A 24042-nucleotide genomic window follows, 5' to 3' on the forward strand; every position below is an offset into this window, starting at 1 on the left:
GCGGTGATACATGGCTGGACCGGTGCTTGGAATTCGGCACCGGCAGCCCAATAACGCGGTTCCCGGCGACGGCCAGCGCCGCGTCGTGAAAGTCAAGCTACGGCTGGCGCCGTGTGGAGCGCTAGGGTAGGGTAGGCGGATTTTCCGGCCGCCTCCCTCTGACTCGCGCCATCTCGAGCACGCGTCGACCGGAGCCGCCGCTATATAGAAGAAGCAGGAGCGCTATGGGCAAGTCACTGGTTATCGTCGAGTCTCCGGCCAAAGCCAAGACCATCAACAAGTATCTCGGCAACGACTTCGTCGTGAAGTCGAGTGTCGGGCATATTCGTGATCTGCCGACCAGTGGCTCGTCCAAGCAGGCCAGCGATCCCAAGGAGCGTGCGCGGCAGGCCGCAGCGACGCGCAAGATGTCGCCGGAGGAGAAGGCCGAGTACAAGAAGCAGAAACAGTGGGACCAGCTGGTGCGGCGCATGGGCATCGATCCCGAGCACGGCTGGCGCGCCAACTATGAGGTGCTGCCGGGCAAGGAGAAGGTGGTCGAGGAGCTCAAGAAGCTGGCCGACAAGAGCGACACCATCTATCTCGCGACCGATTTGGACCGCGAAGGGGAGGCGATCGCCTGGCACCTCAAGGAGACCATCGGCGGCGACGACAAGCGCTACAAGCGGGTGGTGTTCAACGAGATCACCAAGAACGCCATCCAGGAGGCGTTCAAGCAGCCCGGCAGCCTCAACGTGGCCCGGGTCGAAGCGCAGCAGACGCGTCGCTTCCTCGATCGCGTGGTCGGCTTCATGGTCTCGCCGCTGCTCTGGAGCAAGGTCGCCCGGGGGCTCTCCGCCGGTCGCGTGCAGTCGGTGGCGGTGCGTCTGATCGTCGACCGCGAGCGTGAGATCCGCGCCTTCGTGCCGGAGGAGTTCTGGGACGTTCATCTCGACACCGCCACCGCCGACGGCGAGGCGGTGCGCTTCGAGGTGGTGCGCGAGAAGGGCGAGACCTTCCGCCCGACCTCCGAGCGCGAGACGCTCGAGCGCATCGCCCCGCTGCGGCGCGACGCCTTCACGGTCACCGAGCGCGAGACCCGGCCGACCCGCTCCAAGCCCAACGCGCCCTTCATCACCTCGACTTTGCAGCAGGCCGCCAGCGGGCGCCTGGGGTTCTCGGTGAAGAAGACCATGACCCTGGCGCAGCGCCTCTATGAGGCGGGCTACATCACCTATATGCGTACCGATTCCACCAACCTGTCCCAGGATGCGGTGGCGAGTGCGCGTGACTACATCCACAGCGAGTACGGCGAGCGCTATCTGCCCGAAGAGGCCATCCGCTATTCGAGCAAGCAGAACGCCCAGGAAGCACACGAGGCGATCCGCCCCTCCAACGTCAAGCAGCGCGCTGATGACCTGCCGGTGGAGCGCGACGCACAGCGTCTCTACGAGCTGATCTGGCGCCAGTTCGTGGCCTGCCAGATGGTGCCGGCGGAGTATCTGGCCACCACCCTGACCATCGAGAGCGATGGCTTCGAGCTCAAGGCGCGGGGCCGTGTGCTCAAGTTCGACGGCTACACCCGGGTGATGAAGCCGATGGCGAAGAAGGATGACGCCACCCAGCTGCCCGACATCGACAAGGGCGATCGCCTCGAGGTGGTCCAGCTCGACCCGCAGCAGCACTTCACCAAGCCGCCGGCGCGCTACACCGAGGCGAGCCTGGTCAAGGAGCTGGAGAAGCGCGGTATCGGCCGCCCCTCGACCTACGCCGCGATCATCTCGACCATTCAGGACCGCGGCTACGTCAAGCTCGACAGCCGCCGCTTCTACGCCGAGAAACTCGGTGAGATCGTCACCGATCGCCTGGTCGAGTCGTTCAACGACCTGCTCGACTACGGCTTCACCGCGCGCATGGAGGATCGGCTCGACGAGGTCGCCGAGGGGCACGAGAACTGGCAGCAGCTGCTCGACGCCTTCTACGCCGACTTCAAGCGCAAGCTCGATCACGCCGAGGGCGAGGACGGCATGCGCCCCAACGAGCCGATCGCCACCGATATCGCCTGCCCGACCTGCGGTCGGCCGATGCAGATCCGTATCGCCTCCACCGGGGTTTTCCTCGGCTGTTCGGGCTACAACCTGCCGCCCAAGGAGCGCTGCAAGACCACCATCGACCTGATCCCCGGCGAGGAGGCGGTGCCGGAGGATGCCGACGAGTCGGCGGAGACCGATGCGCTGCGCGCCAAGCGGCGTAATCCCAACACCGGCACGGCGATGGACAGCTATCTCATCGACGAGGGGCGCAAGCTCTATATCAGCAACGACGATGACGGCTACTACGAGATCGAGCAGGGGCGCTTCCGCATCAAGGGCTACGACGGCCCGGTGATCGAATGCGACAAGTGTGGCTCGGAGATGCAGCTCAAGAGCGGCCGCTTCGGCAAGTACTTCGCCTGCACCAACGAGGCCTGCGGCAACACCCGCAAGCTGCTCAAGAGTGGCGAGGTGGCGCCGCCCAAGATGGACCCGATCCCGATGCCCGAGCTCGCCTGCCAGAAGGTCGACGACCACTACGTGCTGCGTGACGGCGCCAGCGGGTTGTTCCTGGCCGCGAGCCAGTTCCCCAAGAATCGCGAGACCCGCGCGCCGCTGGTCAAGGAGCTCAAGGCGCACGCCGAGGCGCTGCCCGAGAAGTACCACTTCCTGCTCGAAGCGCCGAGCGAGGACCCGGACGGGCGTCCGGCGCAGATCCGCTTCTCGCGCAAGACCAAGAGCCAGTACGTGATGACCGACGAGGATGGCAAGGCGACCGGCTGGCGCGCGATCTTCGAGGATGGCCGCTGGCAGGTGGAGGACAAGCGCAAGTGAGTGCCGTCGCCCGCACCAATCAGCTGCTCTATCAGACCGAGCTGCTGCTGGCCCTGCCGGCGGGTGACGACGAGCACGCGACGGCGCGACGCATGGCACTGGAAGAGGCCGCGCTGGGTCAGCTCGGGCTGGCGTTCGAGGCGCTGCTGCGTGAAGTGACCACCCATGCCCCCGGCGGCGCGCCGGATTGGCGCACATGGCTCGACGCCGCGGGCCAGCGTCAGGCGGGCGGTGATGCGCCGGCGCAAGCCGAGATCGCCGAGCTGGTGTGGCTCGAGTCGCTGGCGGTTCGGCCGGAGAGCTGGTTGGCGCTACTGCTGGCGCGTCTCGCCGCGCTGCAGAGTGACGACGGCGCAGCGCGGCGTGGCGACGGTGTGCCGGGGCTGATCACGAGTGCCGGGGCGACGCCGCTGGGCGATGAGCTGCGCTGGTGCCTGGGTGAGTTCAAGGCGCTGCTGCCGAGCCTGCGCCAGGGCAGTCAGGAGTGGTGACGACCCTGGGTCGACATGGTAGCCTTATCCACCGATCGACGACCGGGGCCCGCGCCCTGGTCGTTTTTTATTGAGCGCCGTCCCGGCTGTGTCGCAGGTCCGGGGTGGTCGCCGTTTCCGCATGCTTTGCAAGAGCAGTCGTTGTCGCCGTGACAGGAGAGAGACCGTGTCTGATACCGCCATTCTGGAAATCGTCGAACTCGCCGACGGCGAGGTGGTGCTGCGACCGGCGGAGGCGAGCGGCGAACCGCTGGTGAGCATTCGATTCTCCGAGGAGGCGCTGGAGCTGCTGCGCCGTAGCCGCTTCGACGTGGCGCGGGAGATGCTCGACCACGCCATCACCCGGACCCATCTGTGGGATGGTGAAGAGGAGGAGGCGCCGCAGGCGCCGGCGACGGTTCACTGAATACCGGCCGCCGCACCGCGGCGGCTCCCCGGCGCCATGTCCGAGCATGGCGCCCCCGCCGTCAGGCGTATCTTCTCTCTGCCTTCCGACGTCTTTCACCTCTCGTCGAGTGTCTATCTCTCGTCTTCTTCGTGTGCCAGCGCTCCGGAGGCTGTCGCCTACGGTCGCACTACCGCTGACGACAGCGTCTGACTACAGCAGGCCCAGACCGGCGGTCAGGCCGGCGCAGACGGCGACACACGCCAGGACCAGGGTCGCGACCAGCAGGCCGCGCCTGCGGGTGGCGCTGAAGACGAAGAAGGTGGCAAAAGCGATGGTCATCGCCAGCGTCGAGATGATCCAGGCGATATCGGCCGTCGACATGAAGACTCCTAGTGGAATGCGTGCGTGGATGCGTGTCAGGCGTGGGCGCGCAGTATAGCGCGTGGCGCGCCCCGATGATGCGCCGCCGTGGCCGGGCGCCCGCGACCGGTGGTCGCGGGCCAGTGGCTGGCGCGGCTCGTCGCTTCTCAGCGCAGTTTGGTGGTGCGCAGCTCGGCTACCGCCGGTGGCGGTGCGAAGGAGTCCGCGCGAGCCAGATGCCAGTACTGCTTGAACACCGTGTGCTCGCTTTCGCCGTCGAGCAGCTGACCCGGGGTGAGGAAGCTGAACAGGCGGTCGTAGGACTGGATCTCGTCGCTGGAGACCCGGCGGATGATGTGCTCCGGCCCCAGCTCGCTGGGGTGTTCCAGGCCCGCCGCGGCGAGCATCTCGGCCAGGGCGGCGAGGGTGTTGCGATGGAAGTGATAGACCCGCTCGCGCTTGTCGGCCACGTCCAGGTGATGGCCGCGCCGCGGATCCTGGGTCGCCACGCCGCTGGGGCACTTGTCCGAGTGGCAGTTGAGCGCCTGGATACAGCCCAGCGAGAACATGAAGCCGCGCGCCGAGTTGCACCAGTCCGCGCCGAGTGCCAGGGTGCGGGCGATATTGAAGGCCGAGGTGATCTTGCCGGCGGCACCGATGCGGATCTCCTCGCGCAGGCCGACCCCGACCAGGGTGTTGTGGACCAGCATCAGCGCTTCGGTCATGGGGACGCCGAGGCGGTTGATGAACTCCAGCGGCGCGGCGCCGGTGCCTCCCTCGCCACCATCGACGACGATGAAGTCGGGGCGCTGGCCGCTTTCGAGCATCGCCTTGACGATCGCGAACCACTCCCAGGGGTGGCCGATGGCGAGCTTGAAGCCCACCGGCTTGCCGCCGGAGAGCTCACGCAGCTGGCCGATGAACGTCATCAGCTCCAGCGGGGTCGAGAAGGCGCTATGGGCCGCCGGCGAGACCACGTCCTGGCCCATCGGCACCTCGCGCGCCTCGGCGATCTCCGCGGTCACCTTGGCCGCCGGCAGGATGCCGCCGTGGCCGGGTTTGGCACCCTGGGAGAGCTTGATCTCGATCATCTTGACCTGCGGCTCGCGGGCGTTGGCGGCAAAGCGTTCGGGATTGAAGCTGCCATCCGCGTGGCGACAGCCGAAGTAGCCCGAGCCGATCTCCCACACCAGGTCGCCGCCGTGGATCCGGTGGTAGCGCGAGATCGAGCCTTCCCCGGTGTCGTGGTAGAAGCCCCCCTTGCGCGCGCCGGCGTTGAGTGCCTCGATGGCGTTGGCCGAGAGCGAGCCGAAGCTCATCGCCGAGATGTTGAACACGCTGGCGGCGTAGGGCTGGCGGCACAGGCTGCCGCCGATGCTGACGCGAAAGTCGTGGTCGCTGATGTGGGTGGGGCGCAGCGAGTGGTTGACCCACTCGTGTCCCGGGCTATACATGTCGAGCAGCGAGCCGAACGGCTTCTTGTCGCTGGCGTTCTTGGCGCGCTGGTAGATCACCGCCCGCTGTTCGCGGGAGAAAGGGCGCTCGTCGAGGTCGGACTGGATGAAGTACTGACGGATCTCCGGGCCGATCGACTCCAGGATGTAGCGAAAGTGCGCCAGAATGGGGTAGTTGCGGCTGATCGTGCGCCGGCGTTGACGCACGTCGTAGACGCCCAGCAGCGCCAGCGCGCCGAAGATCGCCACGCCCCACAGCCACTGCGGCGAGAACGCCAGACCGAGCAGCGATACGCCGAGCAGCGCCAGCGTGGCGACGAAGGCGGCGTTGCGTAGGGGAATGCGGGAGAGACCCTTGGCGTAGATCATGCGAACATCGGCTCCTGGCTCATGGCGGGCGCGACGGCGTCCGCAAAAGGGGCAAGGATAGCGAAAGCGCGCCCCAGCGGCTAACCACACCACTACTGCGCTAGAAGGAATCCCGTCTCTTGCGTCACTCGCTCTTCGTCCTGCGTCTGCGTTTCTGGCTCTTGCTGCTGCATGCCTACATCGGTTGGCGGCTGCTGCCGGATCTCGATCTCGCGCTGCCGGTAGCGGCGCTGGCGTGGGGCTATCTGGCGCTGAGTGCGCTGACGCTGCCGTGGGTGCTGCGGGTGAGCTGGCTCAACGGGCGCTGGTTCGCCTGGCCGATCTCGCTGATGACCGGCGCCTTCTCGTTTCTGCTGGTGCTTACCCTGGCGCGGGACCTGCTGCTGCTGATACTCGTGCTGACGCCGCTACCACCGGGGGCGTGGCTTGTCGCGAGCGCCTGGGGCGTGCTCGCGGCGACCCTGGGGTTGAGCCTGTATGCGCTGTGGCAGGCGCGCCGGGTGCCGCGGGTGGTCGAGGTGAAGGTACCACTGGCGGGGCTGCCGCCGGCGCTGATCGGTCTGCGTATCGTCCAACTGAGCGATCTGCACGTCGGCCCGACCATCAAGCGTCGCCAGCTGGCGCGCTACGTGGCCCGGGCCAACGCGCTGGCACCGGATCTGGTGGCGATCACCGGCGATCTGACCGATGGTCGGGTCGAGGAGCTGGCGCCGGAGCTGGCGCCACTGCGCCAGCTCGCGGCGCGGCACGGGGTCTTCTGCGTCACCGGCAATCACGAGTACTACAGCGAGGCAGAGGCCTGGACCCGGGCCTTCGAGGAGCTGGGGCTGGAGGTGTTGATCAACGCCGCCACCCTGATCACCCACGAGGATGCGCAGCTGGCGGTGGCCGGCATCACCGATCTCACCGCCGGGCACTATGTGGCGGCGCATCGCAGCGACCCCGAGCGCGCGGCCGCCGGCCTGCCCGAGGCGGTGCCGCGGATGCTGCTGGCGCACCAGCCCAATTCGGCCCCGGCGGCGGCCCGCGCCGGCTTCGATCTGCAGCTCTCCGGGCACACCCATGGCGGCCAGCTGTGGCCCTGGAGCCTGGCGGCGCGGCGCGCTAACCGCTTTTTGGCCGGACTCGGCCGCGAGGGGCGGATGTGGGTCTATACCAGCCGTGGCACTGGCTACTGGGGGCCGCCGATGCGCTTCGGCGCGCCCGCCGAGATCACCCTGATTCGGCTGCAGCGCGCCGACTGAGATGGAATGCCCGCACTCCCCGCCAGTGGGGAGTGCGGCGCCAATCCGATCTCAAAGGGTGTTTACAAACTCGACGAGCGAAGGCAAGGCAAGGCGAAATCGACCGAAAAAACGGAGTTTACACGAGGTAAATGAGTATTTTGAGGTCGATTTCAACGCCGTATTGTCGAGCGTAGACATTTTGTAGACACACTTTCAGGCCGCCTTGGCCTTGCGATTCAGAATATCGAGCAGCGCATCGACCCGGGCCAGGCGTGCCTCCGCCTGTTCCATTTCGGCACTGAAGCGCAGGGTGTCGGCGCCGTCCAGCCGATACTCCTTCGGGTGGCGCTGGATCAGCTCGACCAAGGTCATCGGGTCGACCTGCGGGGCGGCGCCGAAGATCACCCGGCCGCGCTCTGGCCCGGCCTCGAGCCGGGCGATACCCAGGCGCTCGGCGCGCTGACGCAGCCGCGTCTGGCGGAACAGCGTCTTCAGCGGCCCCGGCAGCAGGCCGAAGCGGTCGATCATCTCCACCTGCAGCTCCTTGAGTTCGCCTTCGTCGGCGGCGCTGGAGATGCGCTTGTACATGATCAGGCGCTGCTGGATATCGGGCAGGTAGTCGTCGGGGATCAGGGCCGGCAGATTGAGGCTGATCTCGGTGCCTTCGTCGAGCGGGGCCTCGATATTGGGCGTCTTGCCGGCGCGGATCGCCTTCACGGCGCGGTCGAGCATCTGCATGTAGAGGCTGTAGCCGACCGTCTCCATCTGGCCGCTCTGCTCGTCGCCGAGCAGCTCGCCGGCACCGCGAATCTCCATGTCGTGACTGGCCAGGGTGAAACCGGCCCCCAGATCGTCGCTCTGAGCGATCGCTTCCAGACGCTTGATCGCATCCTTGGTCATCGCCTTGGGCGGAGGGGTCAGCAGATAGGCGTAGGCTTGATGGTGGCTGCGCCCGACCCGCCCGCGCAACTGATGCAGCTGGGCCAGGCCGAACTTGTCGGCGCGCTCGATGATGATGGTATTGGCGCTGGGAACGTCGATACCGGTCTCGATGATGGTCGAGCACACCAGCACATTGAAGCGCTTGTGGTAGAAATCCGACATGACTCGCTCCAGCGCCCGCTCGGGGAGCTGGCCGTGGGCCACGCCGACCCGCGCTTCGGGCACCAGTTCGCGGATCTTGTCGGCGCTGGCCTCGATGGTGCGCACCTCGTTGTGCAGCAGGTAGACCTGGCCCCCGCGCAGGATCTCGCGCAGTAGCGCCTCCTTGACCACCGCCTCGTTGCGGTTCTGGACGAAGGTCTTGACCGAGAGCCGGCGGGCCGGCGGGGTGGCGATGATCGACAGATCGCGGATGCCGTTCATCGCCATGTTGAGGGTGCGCGGGATCGGCGTGGCGGTGAGGGTGAGGATATCGACCTCGGCGCGCAGCTGCTTGAGACGCTCCTTCTGCGCCACGCCGAAGCGGTGCTCCTCGTCGATGATCATCAGCCCCAGATTGGGCAGCTTGATCGACTTCGACAGCAGCTTGTGGGTGCCGATGACGATATCGGCGCGCCCCTCGGCGATACGCGCCAGGGTGTCGCTCTCGCCCTTGCCGCCGGTGAAACGCGAGAGCATTTCGATCTGCACTGCGGTATCGGCGAAGCGGTCGCGGAAATTGTCATAGTGCTGCTGGGCGAGCAGGGTGGTGGGCACCAGGACCACCACCTGGTGACCGGAGCTGACCGCCAGGAAGGCGGCGCGCATGGCGACCTCGGTCTTGCCGAAGCCGACATCGCCGCACACCACTCGATCCATCGGCCTGGGGGCGGTCATGTCGTGGATCACCGCCTCGATCGCGGCCTGCTGATCCGGGGTCTCCTCGAACGGGAAGCTGGCGGCGAAGCGCGCGTATTCGTCCCCCGGCATATCGCTGGCAAAGCCTTCGCGGGCCTCGCGCCGGGCGTAGATGTCGAGTAGCTCGGCGGCGGTGTCGCGCACCTTCTCCGCGGCCTTGCGCTTGGCCTTGTCCCAGCTGTCGGAGCCGAGCTTGTGCAGCGGCGCCAGTTCGTCACTGGCGCCGGCGTAGCGCGAGATCAGCTGCAGGTTGTCCACCGGCACGTAGAGCTTGGCACCGCCGGCGTACTCGAGCGCCAGGAACTCCGCCGCGACGCCGCCGGCGTGGATCGTCTCGAGCCCCTGGTAGCGGCCCACGCCGTGGTGCTGGTGGACCACCGGCGAACCGGGGCGCAGCTCCGACAGATGGCGCACCGCCAGCTCGTTGTCGTCGGTGGCCTTGGCGCGCCGCCGCGATTGGCGCACCACCTCGCCGTAGAGCTCGGTCTCGGTGATCACCGCGAGCTCGGGGTCGCCCAGCCACAGGCCCTCGTCGAGCCCGCCCTCGCCGATGGCGTAGGGCATGCTGCCCTCGCGGAAGGCGTGCCAGTCGTCGACGTGGGGGAGGCTCAGGTGGAGCGGTGCGAGCGCTTCCTCCAACGCCTCGCGGCGCCCGCGGGATTCGGCCACGAACAGCACGCGCAGCCCCTGGTGGCTGGCCAGGAACTGCTCCAGGGTGGCCAGCGGCCGCTGGGCGCGGGCATTGATCGCCACCGCCGGCGGTGCCTGGGTCGTGCTGACGGCGGCGCTACGGGTGTCCTCGGCGGTGACGAACTCGAGCCGCGGGTGGCGCTTGATCGCGGCGAACACCTCGGCCACCGGCACGAACGCCCGCGCCGGCGGCAGCAGCGGCCGCGTGGGGTCGACGCCGAGGTTCTCATAGCGGCTCTCGATGGCGCGCCAGTGACTCTCGGCGGCGGCATGCGTCTCGGGCAGCAGCGCGACTTGGGTGCCGGCGTCGAGATGCTCGAACAGCGTCGCGGTCTCCTCGAAGAACAGCGGCAGATACTGCTCGAGGCCGGGCGAGGGGATGCCCTTGAGCGCGTCGACATAGAGCGGACACTGGCGCGGGTCGACGTCGAACAGCGTCTCGAAACCCTCGCGGAAGCAGGCGATCGCGGAGCGCGACAGCGAGTATTCGTGGGCCGGCAGCAGCTCGACCCGCTCGATCTTGTCCTGGGAGCGCTGGGTATCGGGGTCGAAACGACGCAGGCTGTCGATCTCGTCGTCGAACAGGTCGATGCGCAGCGGCGTCTCGGTGCCCATCGGGAAGAGGTCGATCAGCGCGCCGCGCATGGCGTACTCGCCCGGCTCGTAGACCGTCTCCACCGCGCGGTAGCCGGCGCGCGACAGACGTTCGCGAAAGCCTTCGCGGTCGAGCCGCTCGCCGGTGGTCAGCGTCAGCACGCGGCCGGCCACGTAGTCCCGCGGTGGCAGGCGCTGCATCAGGGTGTTGATCGGCACCAGCACGATGCCGCGGGTACCCTCCTGCAGTTCACGCAGGGTGCGCAGGCGGGCGGAGACGATGTCCTGATGCGGCGAAAAGCTGTCGTAGGGCAGGGTCTCCCAATCCGGGAAGGGCATCACCGGTACTCGGGAATAGAAGCGCAGCGCGCTCTCCAGGCGCTGTGCCGCCGCCGTGTCGGGGGTGATGACCAAAAGCGGTGCGTCGTCGGCCAGACGCGCCAGGGTCAGCGCCAGCGCGCTGCCGTGGGGGCGCTGGCAGTAGATCGTTTCACGCACGCCCTGGGGTTGTGGCGGCGAGAGAGGGCTGAATTGCGACATGGACCTTTCGCTAGCGGAATGGAAGAAGACACTGGCACGGCCGGGCCGGGCGACGGCCGCCGCGCGATGGTCCTTCATGATAGCAGGGGGCAGGCGCGAGCGGGACGCGACCGCCGCCGCCATGCCCGCCTGTAGTCAAACTACAACGCTTGCGACTACGCAGTGATTGCGGCTCGTCTCGTAGGTTACCGATAATGCTCGGGTTTTTGGACGAGTCGGGGTGGCGTAAAGGGCCTTCCCGGCGATCGACGACGATGACACAGAAGAGAGACCCGGCCGTGAGTCAGCAACAGCTCGAGCACGTTTTTCAACAGTGGCAGGACAACGAAGCGCAGGCGGAAGAGATGATCCCGCTGCTGGGCAAGCTCTACCGCCAGTACAACGTGATCCCGTCGCTGTTCGGGCGTTCGCTGATCAACCGCTCGGTGACTCGCATCCTCAAGAACCATCGCTACGTGCGCAAGGTCGAGGGGACCGAGCTGACGGTGGCGGACACGCTGCCCATGGTGCGCGCCATGACCGAGCTCGACCTGGGGCCGGCGCATATCGACATCGGGCGCCTGGCGGTGGCGTTCAAGCACGCCGGCGAGTCTGACGTGCGTGCCTTCCTCCAGCGTGAGCTGGCCGACATCATCGGCGGCCACGACGCCAGCGGCATGGGCGGCGAGCCTCAGGACGTGGTGCTCTACGGCTTCGGCCGTATCGGTCGCATTCTGGCGCGGATCATGATCGAGAAGGCCGGTGGCGGCAACCTGCTGCGGCTGCGGGCGATCGTGGTGCGCGGCAGCAGTGACGACCTCGAGAAGCGCGCCAGTCTGCTGCGCCGTGACTCGGTCCACGGGCCCTTCTCGGGCTCGATCGATATCGACCGTGAGCGTCAGGCGCTGATCGCCAACGGCCATGTGATCCAGATCATCTATGCCGACTCCCCGGCCGAGATCGACTACACCGCCTACGGCATCGACCGTGCCATCGTCGTCGACAACACCGGCAAGTGGCGTGACCGTGAAGGGCTCTCCCAGCACCTGGCCGCCAAGGGCGTGGCCAAGGTGCTGCTGACCGCACCGGGCAAGGGCGATCTCAAGAACGTGGTCCATGGCATCAACCACACCACGATCGGCGACGACGACCGCATCGTCTCGGCCGCCTCGTGCACCACCAACGCCATCGTGCCGGTGCTCAAGGCGATGGACGACGAGTTCGGCATCGTTCATGGCCACGTCGAGACGGTGCACTCCTACACCAACGACCAGAACCTGATCGACAACTACCACAAGGGCGACCGCCGCGGGCGCAGCGCGCCGCTCAACATGGTGCTGACCGAGACCGGCGCGGCCAAGGCGGTGGCCAAGGCACTGCCCGAGCTCTCCGGCAAGCTCACCGGCAACGCCATCCGCGTGCCCACCCCCAACGTCTCGATGGCGATCCTCAACCTGACCCTGGATCGTGGCACCGAGCGCGAGGCGCTCAACGCCTACCTGCGCCAGACCGCGCTGCACTCGCCGATGCACAAGCAGATCGACTACGTCGACTCCCCCGAGGTGGTGTCGTCGGACTTCGTCGGCAACCGCCATGCCGGGGTGATCGATGCCAAGGCGACCATCGCCAACGACAAGCACGCGGTGCTCTACGTCTGGTATGACAACGAGTTCGGCTATAGCTGCCAGGTGGTGCGCATCCTCCAGCACATGTCCAACGTGCGCCATCGCTACCTGCCGGCCACTCCCTGAGACGGGTGCCGCCAGCGCGGTTCCATTTAGACTTTGGTCTTATACAAGTCCCGACGCCGTCGGGACTTTTTCGTTGTGGCGGGCGGAGTGAAGGGACGGCATGAGTGGTCTTTCGAGGCCTGTCTCATTATACTGGTGCGCGTTTTTTGGCGTGGTCCGTGCCGCGCACGGGTCATGGAAGTCACCCTTTCTGATAAGAAAAGCATTCGAAGTCCGTGACGCTGTCTCCTGACTCCACGGCGCTACCGCGGTCGAGCGGGGGTGCCTCGGCGTCCGTCGAAACTCTTTCCTTACGTCAATCAGATTCGATAACTGGGCGAGACTATGATCGAAGTCAAACGAGGCCTGGATCTCCCCATCGCGGGGGCCCCGGAGCAGCGTATCGACGCCGGACGAGCCGTGCGTCACGTGGCGCTGCTCGGGACCGACTACGTCGGCATGAAGCCGACCATGGAGGTTCGCGAGGGCGACCGCGTCAAGCGGGGCCAGCTGCTGTTCACCGACAAGAAGGTGGCGGGTGTGCGTTTCACCGCCCCGGGCGCGGGCGAGGTGGTCGCCATCCATCGCGGTGAAAAGCGGCGTCTGCTGTCGGTGGTGATCAAGCTCGACGAAGACGAGCAGAGCGTGAGCTTCACCGCCCACGGCGCCGACGCGCTGGCGAGCCTGACGCGCGAGCAGGTGGTCGAGCAGCTGGTCGAGTCGGGGCTGTGGACGGCGCTGCGCACGCGCCCGTTCTCGCGCACCCCGGAGCTCGACGCGGTACCCGCCGATCTCTTCGTCACCGCGATCGACACCCATCCGCTGTCGGCGGACCCCAAGGTGGTGATCGATGCCGACGCCGAGGCGTTCCGCCACGGCCTGCAGGCGCTGCGCCACCTGACCCCGGGCAAGGTGTTCGTGTGCCGCCGCGGTTCGGCGCAGCTCCCGGGTGACGAGCTGGAGGGTATCCAGGCCGAGGGTTTCGACGGCCTGCATCCCGCCGGTCTGGTGGGGACGCACATTCATCATCTGTCGCCGGTCGGGCTGCAGCGCCAGGTCTGGCATCTCGGCTACCAGGACGTGATCGCGGTGGGCAAACTGTTCGTCGACGGCGTGCTCGATACCAGCCGTGTGGTGGCGATCGGTGGCCCGCGGGCCAACAATCCGCGTCTGGTGCGCACGCGTCTCGGCGCCAGTAGCCGCGAACTGCTCGATGGCGAAATCGCCAAGCCAGAAGACACCCGGGTGATCTCGGGATCGGTCTTCGGTGGCAGCCAGTGCGAGGGCAGTCGCGAGTTCCTGGGGCGTTTCCACAACCAGTTCTCGCTGCTCGAAGAGGGCAACAAGCGTGCCTTCATGGGCTGGCTCTCGCCGGGGCGCAATCGCCACTCGGTGATGGGTATCTATGTCTCCCAGTTCCTGGGCCTGCCCGACTACGCGCCGAACACGTCGACCAACGGCTCCGAGCGCGCCATGGTGCCGATCGGTGCCTACGAGAAAGTCATGCCGCTGGACATCCTGCCCACGCAGCTGCTGCGCTCGCTGATCGTCGGTGACATCGAGACGTCCATGCAGCTCGGCTGCCTCGAGCTGGATGAAGAGGATCTCTCGCTGTGCACCTATGTGTGCCCGGGCAAGTACGAGTACGGACCGATCCTGCGTGACAACCTGACCATGATCGAGAAAGAGGCCTGACGGAGATGAGGATTCGCAACCTGCCTGATGTCCCGACCTCGTGCGAGTACGGCCTCGTTCCGGGTCCACGCGACAACCTGACCATGATCGAGAAAGAGGCCTGACGATGGGGATTCGCAACACGCTCGACAAGCTGGAGCCTCATTTCGAGAAGGGCGGGAAGTACGAGAAGTTCTACGCCCTGTACGAGGCGGTGGACACGATCTTCTACTCGCCCCCCAGCGTCACCAAGAGCATGACGCACGTGCGCGACGGCATCGACCTGAAGCGCATCATGATCACGGTGTGGATGTGCACCTTTCCGGCGATGTTCTTCGGCATGTACAACGCCGGCTATCAGGCCAATATGGCCATCGCCGACGGCTTCCAGGCCATGGGCGGCTGGCGCGAGGCCATCACCATGGCCCTGGCCGGCAGCCACGATCCGGGCAGCATCTGGGCCAACTTCGTGCTCGGCGCGACCTTCTTCCTGCCCGTCTACTTCGTCACCTTCGTGGTCGGCGGCTTCTGGGAAGTGCTGTTCGCGGTCAAGCGCGGGCATGAAGTCAATGAAGGCTTCTTCGTCACCTCGGTGCTGTTCGCGCTGACCCTGCCGGCGACCATTCCGCTGTGGCAGGTGGCGCTGGGCATCAGCTTCGGTGTGGTGATCGGCAAGGAGATCTTCGGCGGCACCGGCAAGAACTTCCTCAACCCGGCATTGACCGGGCGTGCCTTCCTTTACTTCGCCTATCCGGCGCAGATCTCCGGCGACAGCGTATGGGTGCCGGCTGATGGCTACACCGGTGCGACGGCGCTCTCCAACGCCGCGCTCAACGGCATGGATGGCCTGCACCAGCAGTACAGCTGGCTGGACGCTTTCTTCGGTTTCATCATGGGTTCCATGGGCGAGACCTCGACCCTGGCGATCCTGCTCGGCGCGGCGGTGCTGCTGCTGACCCGTATCGCTTCCTGGCGCATCATGCTGGGCGTGCTGCTGGGCATGGCCGCGACCGCGTCGCTGTTCAACGTCATCGGCTCCGACAGCAATCCAATGTTCGCGATGCCGTGGTACTGGCACCTGGTGCTGGGCGGCTTCGCCTTCGGTATGGTGTTCATGGCCACCGACCCGGTGTCGGCTTCCATGACCAACCCGGGCAAGCTGATCTTCGGCGCGCTGATCGGCGTGATGACGGTGCTCATCCGTGTCGTCAACCCGGCGTTCCCCGAGGGCATCATGCTGGCGATCCTGTTCGCCAACCTGTTCGCGCCGCTCATTGATCACATCTTCGTGCAGGCCAACGTCAAGCGGCGCCAGAAGCGCCTGGCGGCCGTGCTGCCCGCCGAGAAGGAGGCTGTCTGATGGCGAGCAACAACTCGATCAAGAAGACACTCATCGTGGCATTTTCGCTCTGCGTGGTGTGCTCCGTGGTGGTCTCGTCCGCCGCGGTGGTGCTCAAGCCCAAGCAGGTGCAGAATCAGGAGCTGGACCGCAAGTCCAACATCCTGCAGGTGACCGAGCTCTACAAGCCGGGTGACAACGTCGACGAGAAGTACGCCGAGCTGATCACCCCGCGGGTGGTCGATCTGAAGACCGGCCAGTACGCCGACAATCTCGACCCCGAGACCTATGACCAGTTCGAAGCGGCCAAGGACCCGGCGACCTCGCGCACGCTCTCCGGCGAGCAGGATCTGGCCGGTATCGGGCGTCAGGAGAACTACGCCACGGTCTATCTGGTCGGCAATCCCGACGATCCCGAGCAGATCGTGCTGCCTATTCGCGGCCAGGGGCTGTGGGGCCTGATGGAGGGCTTCCTGTCGGTGCGCGGCGACGGCAACACCATCGTCGGGCTATCCTACTATGATCAGTCCGAGACCCCTGGACTCGGCGGCGAGGTGGACAACCCGCGCTGGAAGGCCAAGTGGGACGGCAAGAAGATCTACGCCGACGGCGATTATCAGGACCCCCAGATCCATCTCGTGAAAGGCGGCGCCAGCGGCGAGTATCAGGTCGATGCGCTGTCGGGCGCTTCGCTGACCAGCCGCGGTGTCACCAACATGTTGCGGTTCTGGCTGAGTGACGAGGGCTTTGCGCCTTATCTCGCTCGGTTCCACCACGATTCCCAAGGAGGCGCGTGACCATGGCCAAAGACTCCGTAAGAGACGTCGTTCTCTCGCCGGTGTTCAAGAACAACCCCATCGCGCTGCAGGTGCTGGGGATCTGTTCGGCACTGGCGGTGACCAACTCGATGAGCGTATCGCTGGTCATGGGGCTGGCGGTGATCGCGGTGACCGCGTTCTCGAACCTGTTCGTCTCGCTGATCCGCAGCCATATCCCGTCGTCGATCCGTATCATCGTGCAGATGACGATCATCGCCTCGCTGGTGATCGTGGTCGACCAGGTGCTGCGCGCCTACGCCTATGACATGTCCAAGCAGCTGTCGGTGTTCGTCGGCCTGATCATCACCAACTGTATCGTCATGGGCCGGGCCGAGGCCTATGCCATGCAGAATGGCCCGGTGATGAGCTTCCTGGACGGGGTCGGCAACGGCCTCGGCTACGCCGTGATCCTGCTGATCGTCGGCTTCGTGCGTGAGCTGCTGGGGTCGGGCAGCGTGTTCGGCCTGACAGTGCTGCCGACGGTGCAGAACGGCGGCTGGTACGTTCCCAACGGCCTGATGCTGCTGCCGCCGTCGGCGTTCTTCGTCATCGGCCTGTTCATCTGGGTGCTGCGCTGGTTCAACCCGGAGCAGGTCGAGAAGACCGAATACCGCATCGTTGCCAACAGCAAGGCCAAGATCAAGGAGACCGCCAATGTTTGAGCACTACGTTAGCCTGTTCGTGAAGGCGGTCTTCGTCGAGAACATGGCGCTGGCCTTCTTCCTCGGCATGTGTACCTTCCTTGCCGTGTCGAAGAAGATCTCTTCGGCCATCGGTCTGGGCATCGCCGTGGTGGTGGTCCTCACCATCACAGTGCCGATGAACAACCTGATCCTCAACTATCTGCTCAAGGCGGGCGCGCTGAGCTGGACCGGCATTCCCGGCGCCGACAAGATCGACCTCAGCTTCCTGGGGCTTCTGAGCTACATCGGCGTGATCGCGGCGATCGTGCAGATCCTCGAGATGTTCCTCGACAAGTTCGTGCCGGCGCTCTACAACGCGCTGGGGGTCTTCCTGCCGCTGATCACGGTCAACTGCGCCATCATGGGGGCGTCGCTGTTCATGGTGCAGCGTGACTACACCTTCGGCGAATCGGTGATCTACGGCGCCGGCGCCGGCGCCGGCTGGGCGCTGGCGATCATGGCGCTGGCGGGTATCCGTGAGAAGCTCAAGTACAGTGACGTGCCGGCAAGCCTGCAGGGCCTCGGCATCACCTTCATCACGGCCGGTCTGATGTCGCTGGGCTTCATGTCCTTCTCCGGCATCCAGCTCTGACGCCCAACGCAATCTAGGCAAATAGGAAACCGACATGGTCGATACATCTATCATCGTGCTCGGCGTCGTCATGTTCACCGTGATCGTGCTGGGTCTGGTCGCGGTGATCCTGGCCGCGCGCTCGCGGCTGGTGAGCAGCGGCGACGTGGCGATCGAGATCAATGGCGATCCCGACAACACCGTGACCACCCAGGCCGGCGGCAAGCTGCTGCAGACGCTGGCCGCCAATGGCATCTTCCTGTCGTCGGCGTGCGGCGGCGGCGGCACCTGCGCCCAGTGCAAGTGCCGGGTCCAGGAGGGCGGCGGCTCGATCCTGCCCACCGAGGAGTCGCACTTCACCATGCGCGAGAAGAACGAGGGCTGGCGTCTCTCGTGTCAGGTGCCGGTGAAGCAGGACATGAAGATTCGGGTGCCCGACGAGGTCTTCGGGGTGAAGAAGTGGGAGTGCGAGGTCATCGAGAACCCCAACGTCGCCACCTTCATCAAGGAGCTCAACCTCAAGCTGCCGGAGGGCGAGGAAGTGGCCTTCCGCGCCGGCGGCTACGTGCAGCTGGTGGCGCCGCCCTATGACGTCAAGTTCTCTGACTTCGATATCGAGAAGGAGTACCGGGGCGACTGGGAGAAGTTCGGGCTGTTCGACATCTCGTACAAGAACGACGAGGAGGTCATCCGCGCCTACTCGATGGCGAACTACCCGGAAGAGAAGGGTATTCTCAAGTTCAATATCCGTATCGCCACGCCGCCGCCCAAGTCGAGCCATCCGCCGGGGCTGATGTCGACCTACGTGTTCAGTCTCAAGCCGGGTGACAAGGTCACGGTGATGGGGCCGTTCGGCGAGTTCTTCGCCAAGGACACCGACGCCGAGATGGTCTTCATCGGCGGTGGTGCCGGCATGGCGCCGATGCGCAGCCATATCTTCGACCAGCTCAAGCGCCTCAAGTCCAAGCGCAAGATGTCGTTCTGGTACGGCGCACGCTCCTGGCGCGAGACGTTCTACAACGAAGAGTACGACCAGCTGGCCGAGGAGTTCGACAACTTCGACTGGCATCTGGCGCTCTCCGATCCGCTGCCGGAGGACAACTGGGAAGGCCCGACCGGGTTCATCCACAATGTTCTCTACGAGAACTATCTCAAGGACCATCCGGCGCCGGAGGACTGCGAGTACTACATGTGTGGGCCGCCGATGATGAACGCCTCGGTGATCAAGATGCTCACCGACCTCGGGGTCGAGCCCGAGAACATCATGCTGGATGATTTCGGCGGATGACGCCGCGACCCACGCGCAAGATGGCAGGGCCAATCCTTCGGGGGTTGGCCCTGCTGTCGTTGGTCATGGCGATGGCCGTGGCGCTGGCCGGGTGCCAGCGTGAAGCGCAGGCCTATCGGCTCGAGGGGCCGATCTACGGCACCGGCTTTCATATCACCTTCTACGGCGATTACGACGACGCCCAGCTGGCAAAGATCGAAAGCTCGGTCAAGGCGGCGCTCGAGCAGGTCGATCAGTTGATGTCGACCTACAAGCCCGACTCGGAGCTGTCGCGCTTCAACCGCGCGCCGGTGGGCGAACCCTTCACGCTGTCGCCGCAGACGGCGGCGGTGATCCGCGAGGCGATCCGCATCGGCAAGCTTTCCGATGGCGCCTTCGATGTCACCGTGGGCAGTGCGGTCAACCTGTGGGGGTTCGGCCCCGACAAGCATCCCGACCGGGTGCCGGACGATGCCCAGATCGCCCAGGCGCTGGAGGCGGTGGACTACCGCGCGCTGAAGCTCGATGGCAACACCCTGACCAAGACCAAGCCGGTCTATGTCGATCTTTCGGGGATCGCCAAGGGGTATGGTGTCGATCAGGCGGCCCGGGCGCTCGAGGCCGCCGGGGTGGAGCGCTATCTGGTCGAGGTCGGCGGCGAGATCCGCACCCACGGCGACAAGCCCGGCGGCGAGCCGTGGCGGATCGCGGTGGAAAAGCCGCTCTCGTACGAGCGCAGCGTGCAGCGTATCATTGAACTCGACGCCGCTGCCGTCGCCACCTCGGGGGACTATCGCAACTACTTCGAGGACGACGGTGAGCGCTATTCACACACCATCGATCCGCGCACCGGACGGCCGATCAAGCATCATCTGGTATCGGTGACGGTCATCGCCGCCGATTGCATGACCGCGGACGCCCTGGCCACGGCGGTCGATGTGCTCGGTCCCGAGGCGGGCCTCGAGATGGCTCAGCGGGAGAAGCTCGCGGTCTATCTGGTGGTCAAGACGGCCGATGGGTTCGAGACGCGGGCGTCCGACGCCTTTCAGGCTTATCTCGCGGACACCGATGAGGAGACGCAATCATGACGATCTGGATTCTGGCTTTCGCGCTCATGCTGCTGCTGGTCGCCGGCATGGCGATCGGAGTCATCCTGGGGCGCAAGCCGATCAGCGGTTCCTGCGGGGGGCTCAATACCCTGGGGTTGAAGAATGGCTGTGAGATCTGCGGCGGCAACGACCAGGTGTGCGAGGAAGAGAGCCGCAAGAACGCGGTCGGCGCGCGCCGGCGTAGCGACGAGAACCGCGGTGCCGATCTCGGCTACGACGCCGTCAAGCGCTGAGCCGGCGCGCCATGTGGCGGTCTTGGCGCTTGTTTCCAAAGCCTCTGACGCCCAGTCCCCGATGGGCCCGCGTCGTCTAGCGGGGGAACGGCGCCCTTGGGCTCTGCACTGAGAGTAGCTACCCGCCGACTGGCGGTCCGGTGCGGTCGCGATGACGACCGCACCGGCGTTTTTGCCCACCATCTTCAGAATCAGCCAAGTCAAGGAGCAGGCGAAACCCATGGCAGTCTACAACTACGATGTCGTCGTGATCGGGTCGGGCCCCGCCGGGGAGAGTGCCGCCATCAATGCGGCCAAGCACGGCCAGCGGGTCGCGGTGGTCGAGCGACAGTCGTCGGTAGGCGGGAACTGCACCCACTGGGGCACGATCCCCTCCAAGGCGCTGCGGCATCAGGTCAAGCAGATCATGCAGTTCAACACCAACCGCATGTTTCGCGATATCGGCGAACCGCGCTGGTTCTCGTTTCCCAAGGTGCTCGAGCGCTCGCGGGTCACCATCGACCAGCAGGTCGAACTGCGCACCAAGTTCTATTCGCGCAACCGCATCGACCTGTTCTTCGGCACCGCGCGCTTCCGTGACGAAAATACCGTGGTGGTGCGTGACAACCACGAGGGGGTCGAAGAGCTGAGCGCACGCCAGTTCGTGATCGCTACCGGCTCGCGCCCGTATCGGCCGGCGGACGTCAACTTCCGCCATCCGCGTATCTACTGTTCGGACACCGTGCTGGGCCTGTCGCACACGCCGCGCACGCTGATCATCTACGGCGCCGGGGTGATCGGCTCCGAGTACGCCTCGATCTTCTCGGGGCTCGGGGTCAAGGTCGATCTGATCGATACCCGCGAGCGGCTGCTGTCGTTCCTGGATGACGAGATCAGCGACGCGCTCTCCTACGAGCTGCGCAACAACGGGGTGCTGATCCGTCACAACGAGGAGTACCGCAGCGTCGAGGGCGACGAGTCGGGTGTGGTGGTCAATCTCGAATCGGGCAAGCGGCTGCGCGCCGACGCCTTCCTGTGGGCCAACGGGCGCACCGGTAACACCGATGAACTGGGGCTGGAAACGATCGGCCTTGAGCCCAACGGCCGTGGCCAGCTACAGGTCGACGACCACTATCGCACCGCGATCCCGCACATCTACGCGGTGGGCGATGTGATCGGTTGGCCGAGCCTGGCCAGCGCCGCCTACGACCAGGGACGCAACGCCAGTGACGAGTTCCTGGGCGGCGATTTCCGCTTCGTCGATGACATTCCTACCGGCATCTACACCATCCCGGAGATCAGCTCGGTGGGCAAGACCGAACGCGAGCTGACCGAGGCCAAGGTGCCCTACGAGGTGGCCCAGGCGTTCTTCAAGGATACCGCGCGGGCGCAGATCACCGGCGACACCGCCGGCATGCTCAAGATCCTGTTCCATCGTGAGACCCTGGCGATCCTGGGCATCCACTGCTTCGGTGACCAGGCCTCCGAGATCGTGCACATCGGTCAGGCGATCATGCAGCAGCAGGGCGAGGCCAATACCCTGCGCTACTTCATCAATACCACCTTCAACTATCCCACCATGGCCGAGGCCTACCGCATCGCCGCGCAGAACGGGCTCAACCGGCTGTTCTGACGCGCGTGGCCAATGGTCTTCCTCAGCGCCCGGCCTCGTCGCCGGGCGCTGGCGTTTCTACCTCTTGCGCGGCGCTATCGCGTGCCTGCCGCTCGCGCGCTTCGGCCAGCTGCAGTGCTGGATTGCGGTAGCGGTAGACCCGCAGGCTGGGCAGGAAGGGGTCGTCCTCCAGGCGCTGGTCCGAACGCTTGGCTCGGGTGCGGCTCGCCGGCGGCTGCAGCGGTGGGGCGTTATGGTCGGGCAGCCGGAGAGCCGGGTCGGGGATGAACAGCGGTAGTGGCAGGTTCATGGCGCGCCGCTGCCGGCCATCCGCCAGCGCCTCGCGGAAGAACAGGTTGGCACGCATCACCGGGGCCTGATTCTGGATCTGCGCCAGCGGTTCGTCGCTGGGGATATCACCCAGCTTGCGCAGTTGGATGCGGATATGGGCGCCGGCTGAATCCATGCGCGCCAGCCGCGCCTCGGCCTCGGCCACGCTCAGGCGTTTGATCGAGCGCCCGCTGGTATACCACGCCAGACGTACCCGGGAGAGCGGGGCGTCGGCGATCGGCAGCTGGCGCCAGCACTGCTTGAGGTGCAGCCGCGCCAGCCCCTGGCCGCGCAGATGGTCGTGCAGCGCTGGATGGCGAAAGGGCAGCACCGCCTTGATTTCGGGTACCAGCCGCGGCGCGGCTTCGCGGATGTGCTTGAGGGTGGCGGCGAAGCGTGCCTTGGCGGCGTTGACCGCCTCGACGGCACCCATCAGCTCGGGGCCGGCGACGATCAGCCCGATATAGTTACGCGTCTCGCGCCCATCCTGACCGTCCTGGTACCAGAAGTCGGTCAGCGCGCGGCGCAGCCAGGCCGCGTCGACGGGGGTGTCGCCCAGCGCCCAGGCGGGCGTCGGCGCTTCGGTGTAGGTGTTGGCGAGCCGATCGGTGGCGGCGATCAACTCGTCGAAGTCCGATTCCAGCTCGGCCAGCAGCCGGTATTGCAGTTCCATGATCGCCTCCACGACGGTTTGGATCAATTTATACCGTTATCTTGACGCCTGTCCAACGGCTTGGTAGCGAATCGACGGACATGGGGGCGTTGACAGGTGGGCGATGTGTATATGGGCACCGAAAACGAGGATGAGCTCCGGCGGTGAAAGCACGGGCTCTCGAGACGAGATCCGCGTGGTGCAGTGAACGGGCGATACCGTCAACCGGGCGGGCGCCGGCCGGCCGTGACGCAAGCACGGCCGGCCGTTGTTACACGCGCTGGTTCAGCGGTCGCGATAGCGCTTGGTCAGGTCGCCGTAGGCGTCGACACGCCGATCGCGCAGGTAGGGCCACATGCGGCGCACGTGTTCGCTGCGGCGCATGTCCAGCTCGACCAGGAGATTTTCGCTCTCCTCGCCGGCGTGGGCGAGCAGTTCGCCCTGCGGGCCGCAGATGAAGCTGCCGCCCCAGAAGTCGATGCCGTCGCTCACCTTGGCCAGATCCGGCTCATGCCCGACCCGGTTGGCGACCACCACCGGCAGGCCGTTGGCCACGCCGTGGGCGCGCTGGATCAGGGTCCAGGCATCCTTCTGGCGCTGCTTCTCGGCCTGGTCATCCGGCGGATGCCAGCCGATCGCCGTGGGGTATAGCAGCAGGTCGGCACCCGCCAGCGCCATCAGGCGCGCGGCTTCCGGATACCACTGATCCCAGCACACCAGCACGCCGAGGCGACCCACCGAGGTGTCGATCGGCTCGAAGCCCTGGCGTTCGTCGCCGTCGCCGGGGGTGAAATAGAATTTTTCGTAGAAGCCCGGATCGTCGGGGATATGCATCTTGCGATAGTGGCCGACGCGGCCCTTGGTGCGATCCATCACCACTGCCGTGTTGTGATAGACCCCGGCGGCGCGGCGCTCGAAGATCGAGCCGACGATGACGATATCGAGCTCGCGCGCAAGCTCCGCCAGCGCCTGGGAGGTGGGGCCGTCCAGCGGTTCGGCCAGATCGAACAGCTCCGCGTCCTCGCACTGACAGAAGTAGTGCGTGGCGTGCAGCTCCTGCAGCAGCACCAGCTCGGCGCCCTGTGCGGCGAGCTCGCGCACACCCGCGGTGCTGGCGGCGAGGCTCTGCTGCTTGTCGGGCCACGCCTGCTGTTGAACCAGGCCGACCTTGAGTGTCTTCGACATGCTCCCTCCTTATGGTGGGACGTGGTGACGATGTGGTGCCATGAGCGCATGGCGATAGCGCTGAAGCGCGGTTGATCGACGCCG

Annotated in this window: 19 protein-coding genes; 14 read left to right on the forward strand and 5 right to left on the reverse strand. The window is 66.0% G+C overall.

What is annotated here, in order from left to right; translation table 11 throughout:
• Positions 1-224 precede the first annotated feature (224 nt).
• The 3 genes from topA to J0A90_RS00235 all read left to right on the forward strand — a co-directional run bounded on the left by topA (position 225) and on the right by J0A90_RS00235 (position 3743).
• The gene (gene topA, locus J0A90_RS00225) at positions 225-2846 is read left to right on the forward strand and encodes a type I DNA topoisomerase (RefSeq protein WP_207030806.1); all 2622 of its coding nucleotides are present in this window, start codon (positions 225-227) and stop codon (positions 2844-2846) included.
• Positions 2843-3337, forward strand: coding sequence for a DUF6586 family protein (locus J0A90_RS00230; RefSeq protein WP_207030805.1), 495 nt, complete (start codon positions 2843-2845; stop codon positions 3335-3337). The genes topA and J0A90_RS00230 overlap by 4 nt, the downstream gene beginning before the upstream one ends.
• Positions 3338-3503: 166 nt before the next feature.
• Positions 3504-3743, forward strand: a complete 240-nt coding sequence (locus tag J0A90_RS00235) for a hypothetical protein (RefSeq protein WP_035474513.1) — start codon at positions 3504-3506, stop codon at positions 3741-3743.
• A gap of 192 nt (positions 3744-3935) precedes the next feature.
• Here the strand turns inward: J0A90_RS00235 and J0A90_RS00240 are convergent, their stop codons facing one another.
• Both J0A90_RS00240 and J0A90_RS00245 read right to left on the reverse strand, forming a co-directional pair.
• Positions 3936-4106, reverse strand: a complete 171-nt coding sequence (locus tag J0A90_RS00240; protein WP_207030803.1) for a hypothetical protein — start codon at positions 4104-4106, stop codon at positions 3936-3938.
• A 146-nt stretch (positions 4107-4252) separates the two neighbouring features.
• Entirely contained in the window at positions 4253-5908 is a 1656-nt protein-coding gene (locus tag J0A90_RS00245; protein WP_207030801.1) for an FMN-binding glutamate synthase family protein, read from the reverse strand.
• Between the two features lie 119 nt (positions 5909-6027).
• Here J0A90_RS00245 and J0A90_RS00250 point away from each other — a divergent pair, with 119 nt between their 5' ends.
• Positions 6028-7152, forward strand: a complete 1125-nt coding sequence (locus J0A90_RS00250) for a metallophosphoesterase (protein ID WP_207030800.1) — start codon at positions 6028-6030, stop codon at positions 7150-7152.
• Positions 7153-7347: 195 nt separating this feature from the next.
• Here J0A90_RS00250 and mfd read toward each other — a convergent pair whose 3' ends face one another.
• Entirely contained in the window at positions 7348-10797 is a 3450-nt protein-coding gene (gene mfd, locus J0A90_RS00255) for a transcription-repair coupling factor (protein ID WP_207030798.1), read from the reverse strand.
• 278 nt (positions 10798-11075) lie between these two features.
• Here mfd and J0A90_RS00260 point away from each other — a divergent pair, with 278 nt between their 5' ends.
• The 10 genes from J0A90_RS00260 to sthA all read left to right on the forward strand — a co-directional run bounded on the left by J0A90_RS00260 (position 11076) and on the right by sthA (position 21812).
• Positions 11076-12527, forward strand: a complete 1452-nt coding sequence (locus J0A90_RS00260) for a glyceraldehyde-3-phosphate dehydrogenase (RefSeq protein WP_207030796.1) — start codon at positions 11076-11078, stop codon at positions 12525-12527.
• Between the two features lie 324 nt (positions 12528-12851).
• Positions 12852-14201 (forward strand): Na(+)-translocating NADH-quinone reductase subunit A, encoded by a 1350-nt coding sequence (locus J0A90_RS00265; RefSeq protein ID WP_207030794.1) that lies wholly within the window; start codon positions 12852-12854, stop codon positions 14199-14201.
• Positions 14202-14307: 106 nt separating this feature from the next.
• Positions 14308-15540, forward strand: coding sequence for an NADH:ubiquinone reductase (Na(+)-transporting) subunit B (locus J0A90_RS00270; protein ID WP_207030792.1), 1233 nt, complete (start codon positions 14308-14310; stop codon positions 15538-15540).
• On the forward strand, positions 15537-16316 hold the full coding sequence (locus J0A90_RS00275; protein WP_164673609.1) for a Na(+)-translocating NADH-quinone reductase subunit C: 780 nt from the start codon (positions 15537-15539) through the stop codon (positions 16314-16316). The genes J0A90_RS00270 and J0A90_RS00275 overlap by 4 nt, the downstream gene beginning before the upstream one ends.
• Positions 16317-16318: 2 nt before the next feature.
• Positions 16319-16999 (forward strand): NADH:ubiquinone reductase (Na(+)-transporting) subunit D, encoded by a 681-nt coding sequence (locus J0A90_RS00280; protein ID WP_035474531.1) that lies wholly within the window; start codon positions 16319-16321, stop codon positions 16997-16999.
• Complete coding sequence (nqrE, locus tag J0A90_RS00285; protein WP_035474533.1) at positions 16992-17612, forward strand: NADH:ubiquinone reductase (Na(+)-transporting) subunit E; 621 nt, start codon at positions 16992-16994, stop codon at positions 17610-17612. Before J0A90_RS00280 ends, nqrE begins: the two co-directional genes overlap by 8 nt.
• Positions 17613-17646: 34 nt before the next feature.
• Positions 17647-18879 (forward strand): NADH:ubiquinone reductase (Na(+)-transporting) subunit F, encoded by a 1233-nt coding sequence (gene nqrF, locus J0A90_RS00290; protein ID WP_035474536.1) that lies wholly within the window; start codon positions 17647-17649, stop codon positions 18877-18879.
• Positions 18876-19946: an FAD:protein FMN transferase gene (locus tag J0A90_RS00295; protein WP_233076372.1), complete on the forward strand. Its 1071-nt coding sequence runs from the start codon at positions 18876-18878 to the stop codon at positions 19944-19946. Before nqrF ends, J0A90_RS00295 begins: the two co-directional genes overlap by 4 nt.
• On the forward strand, positions 19943-20200 hold the full coding sequence (gene nqrM / locus J0A90_RS00300) for a (Na+)-NQR maturation NqrM (RefSeq protein ID WP_035474538.1): 258 nt from the start codon (positions 19943-19945) through the stop codon (positions 20198-20200). The genes J0A90_RS00295 and nqrM overlap by 4 nt, the downstream gene beginning before the upstream one ends.
• Positions 20201-20420: 220 nt before the next feature.
• Positions 20421-21812, forward strand: a complete 1392-nt coding sequence (gene sthA / locus J0A90_RS00305; protein WP_106420335.1) for a Si-specific NAD(P)(+) transhydrogenase — start codon at positions 20421-20423, stop codon at positions 21810-21812.
• A 22-nt stretch (positions 21813-21834) separates the two neighbouring features.
• Here sthA and J0A90_RS00310 read toward each other — a convergent pair whose 3' ends face one another.
• Together J0A90_RS00310 and J0A90_RS00315 are read right to left on the reverse strand one after the other, a co-directional pair.
• Positions 21835-22794 (reverse strand): DNA replication terminus site-binding protein, encoded by a 960-nt coding sequence (locus tag J0A90_RS00310; RefSeq protein ID WP_233076373.1) that lies wholly within the window; start codon positions 22792-22794, stop codon positions 21835-21837.
• 264 nt (positions 22795-23058) lie between these two features.
• Complete coding sequence (locus J0A90_RS00315; RefSeq protein ID WP_207030786.1) at positions 23059-23958, reverse strand: carbon-nitrogen hydrolase; 900 nt, start codon at positions 23956-23958, stop codon at positions 23059-23061.
• Positions 23959-24042 lie beyond the last annotated feature (84 nt).

Origin of the sequence: Salinicola sp. DM10 (assembly GCF_017306975.2) — a bacterium.
Classification (GTDB): domain Bacteria; phylum Pseudomonadota; class Gammaproteobacteria; order Pseudomonadales; family Halomonadaceae; genus Salinicola.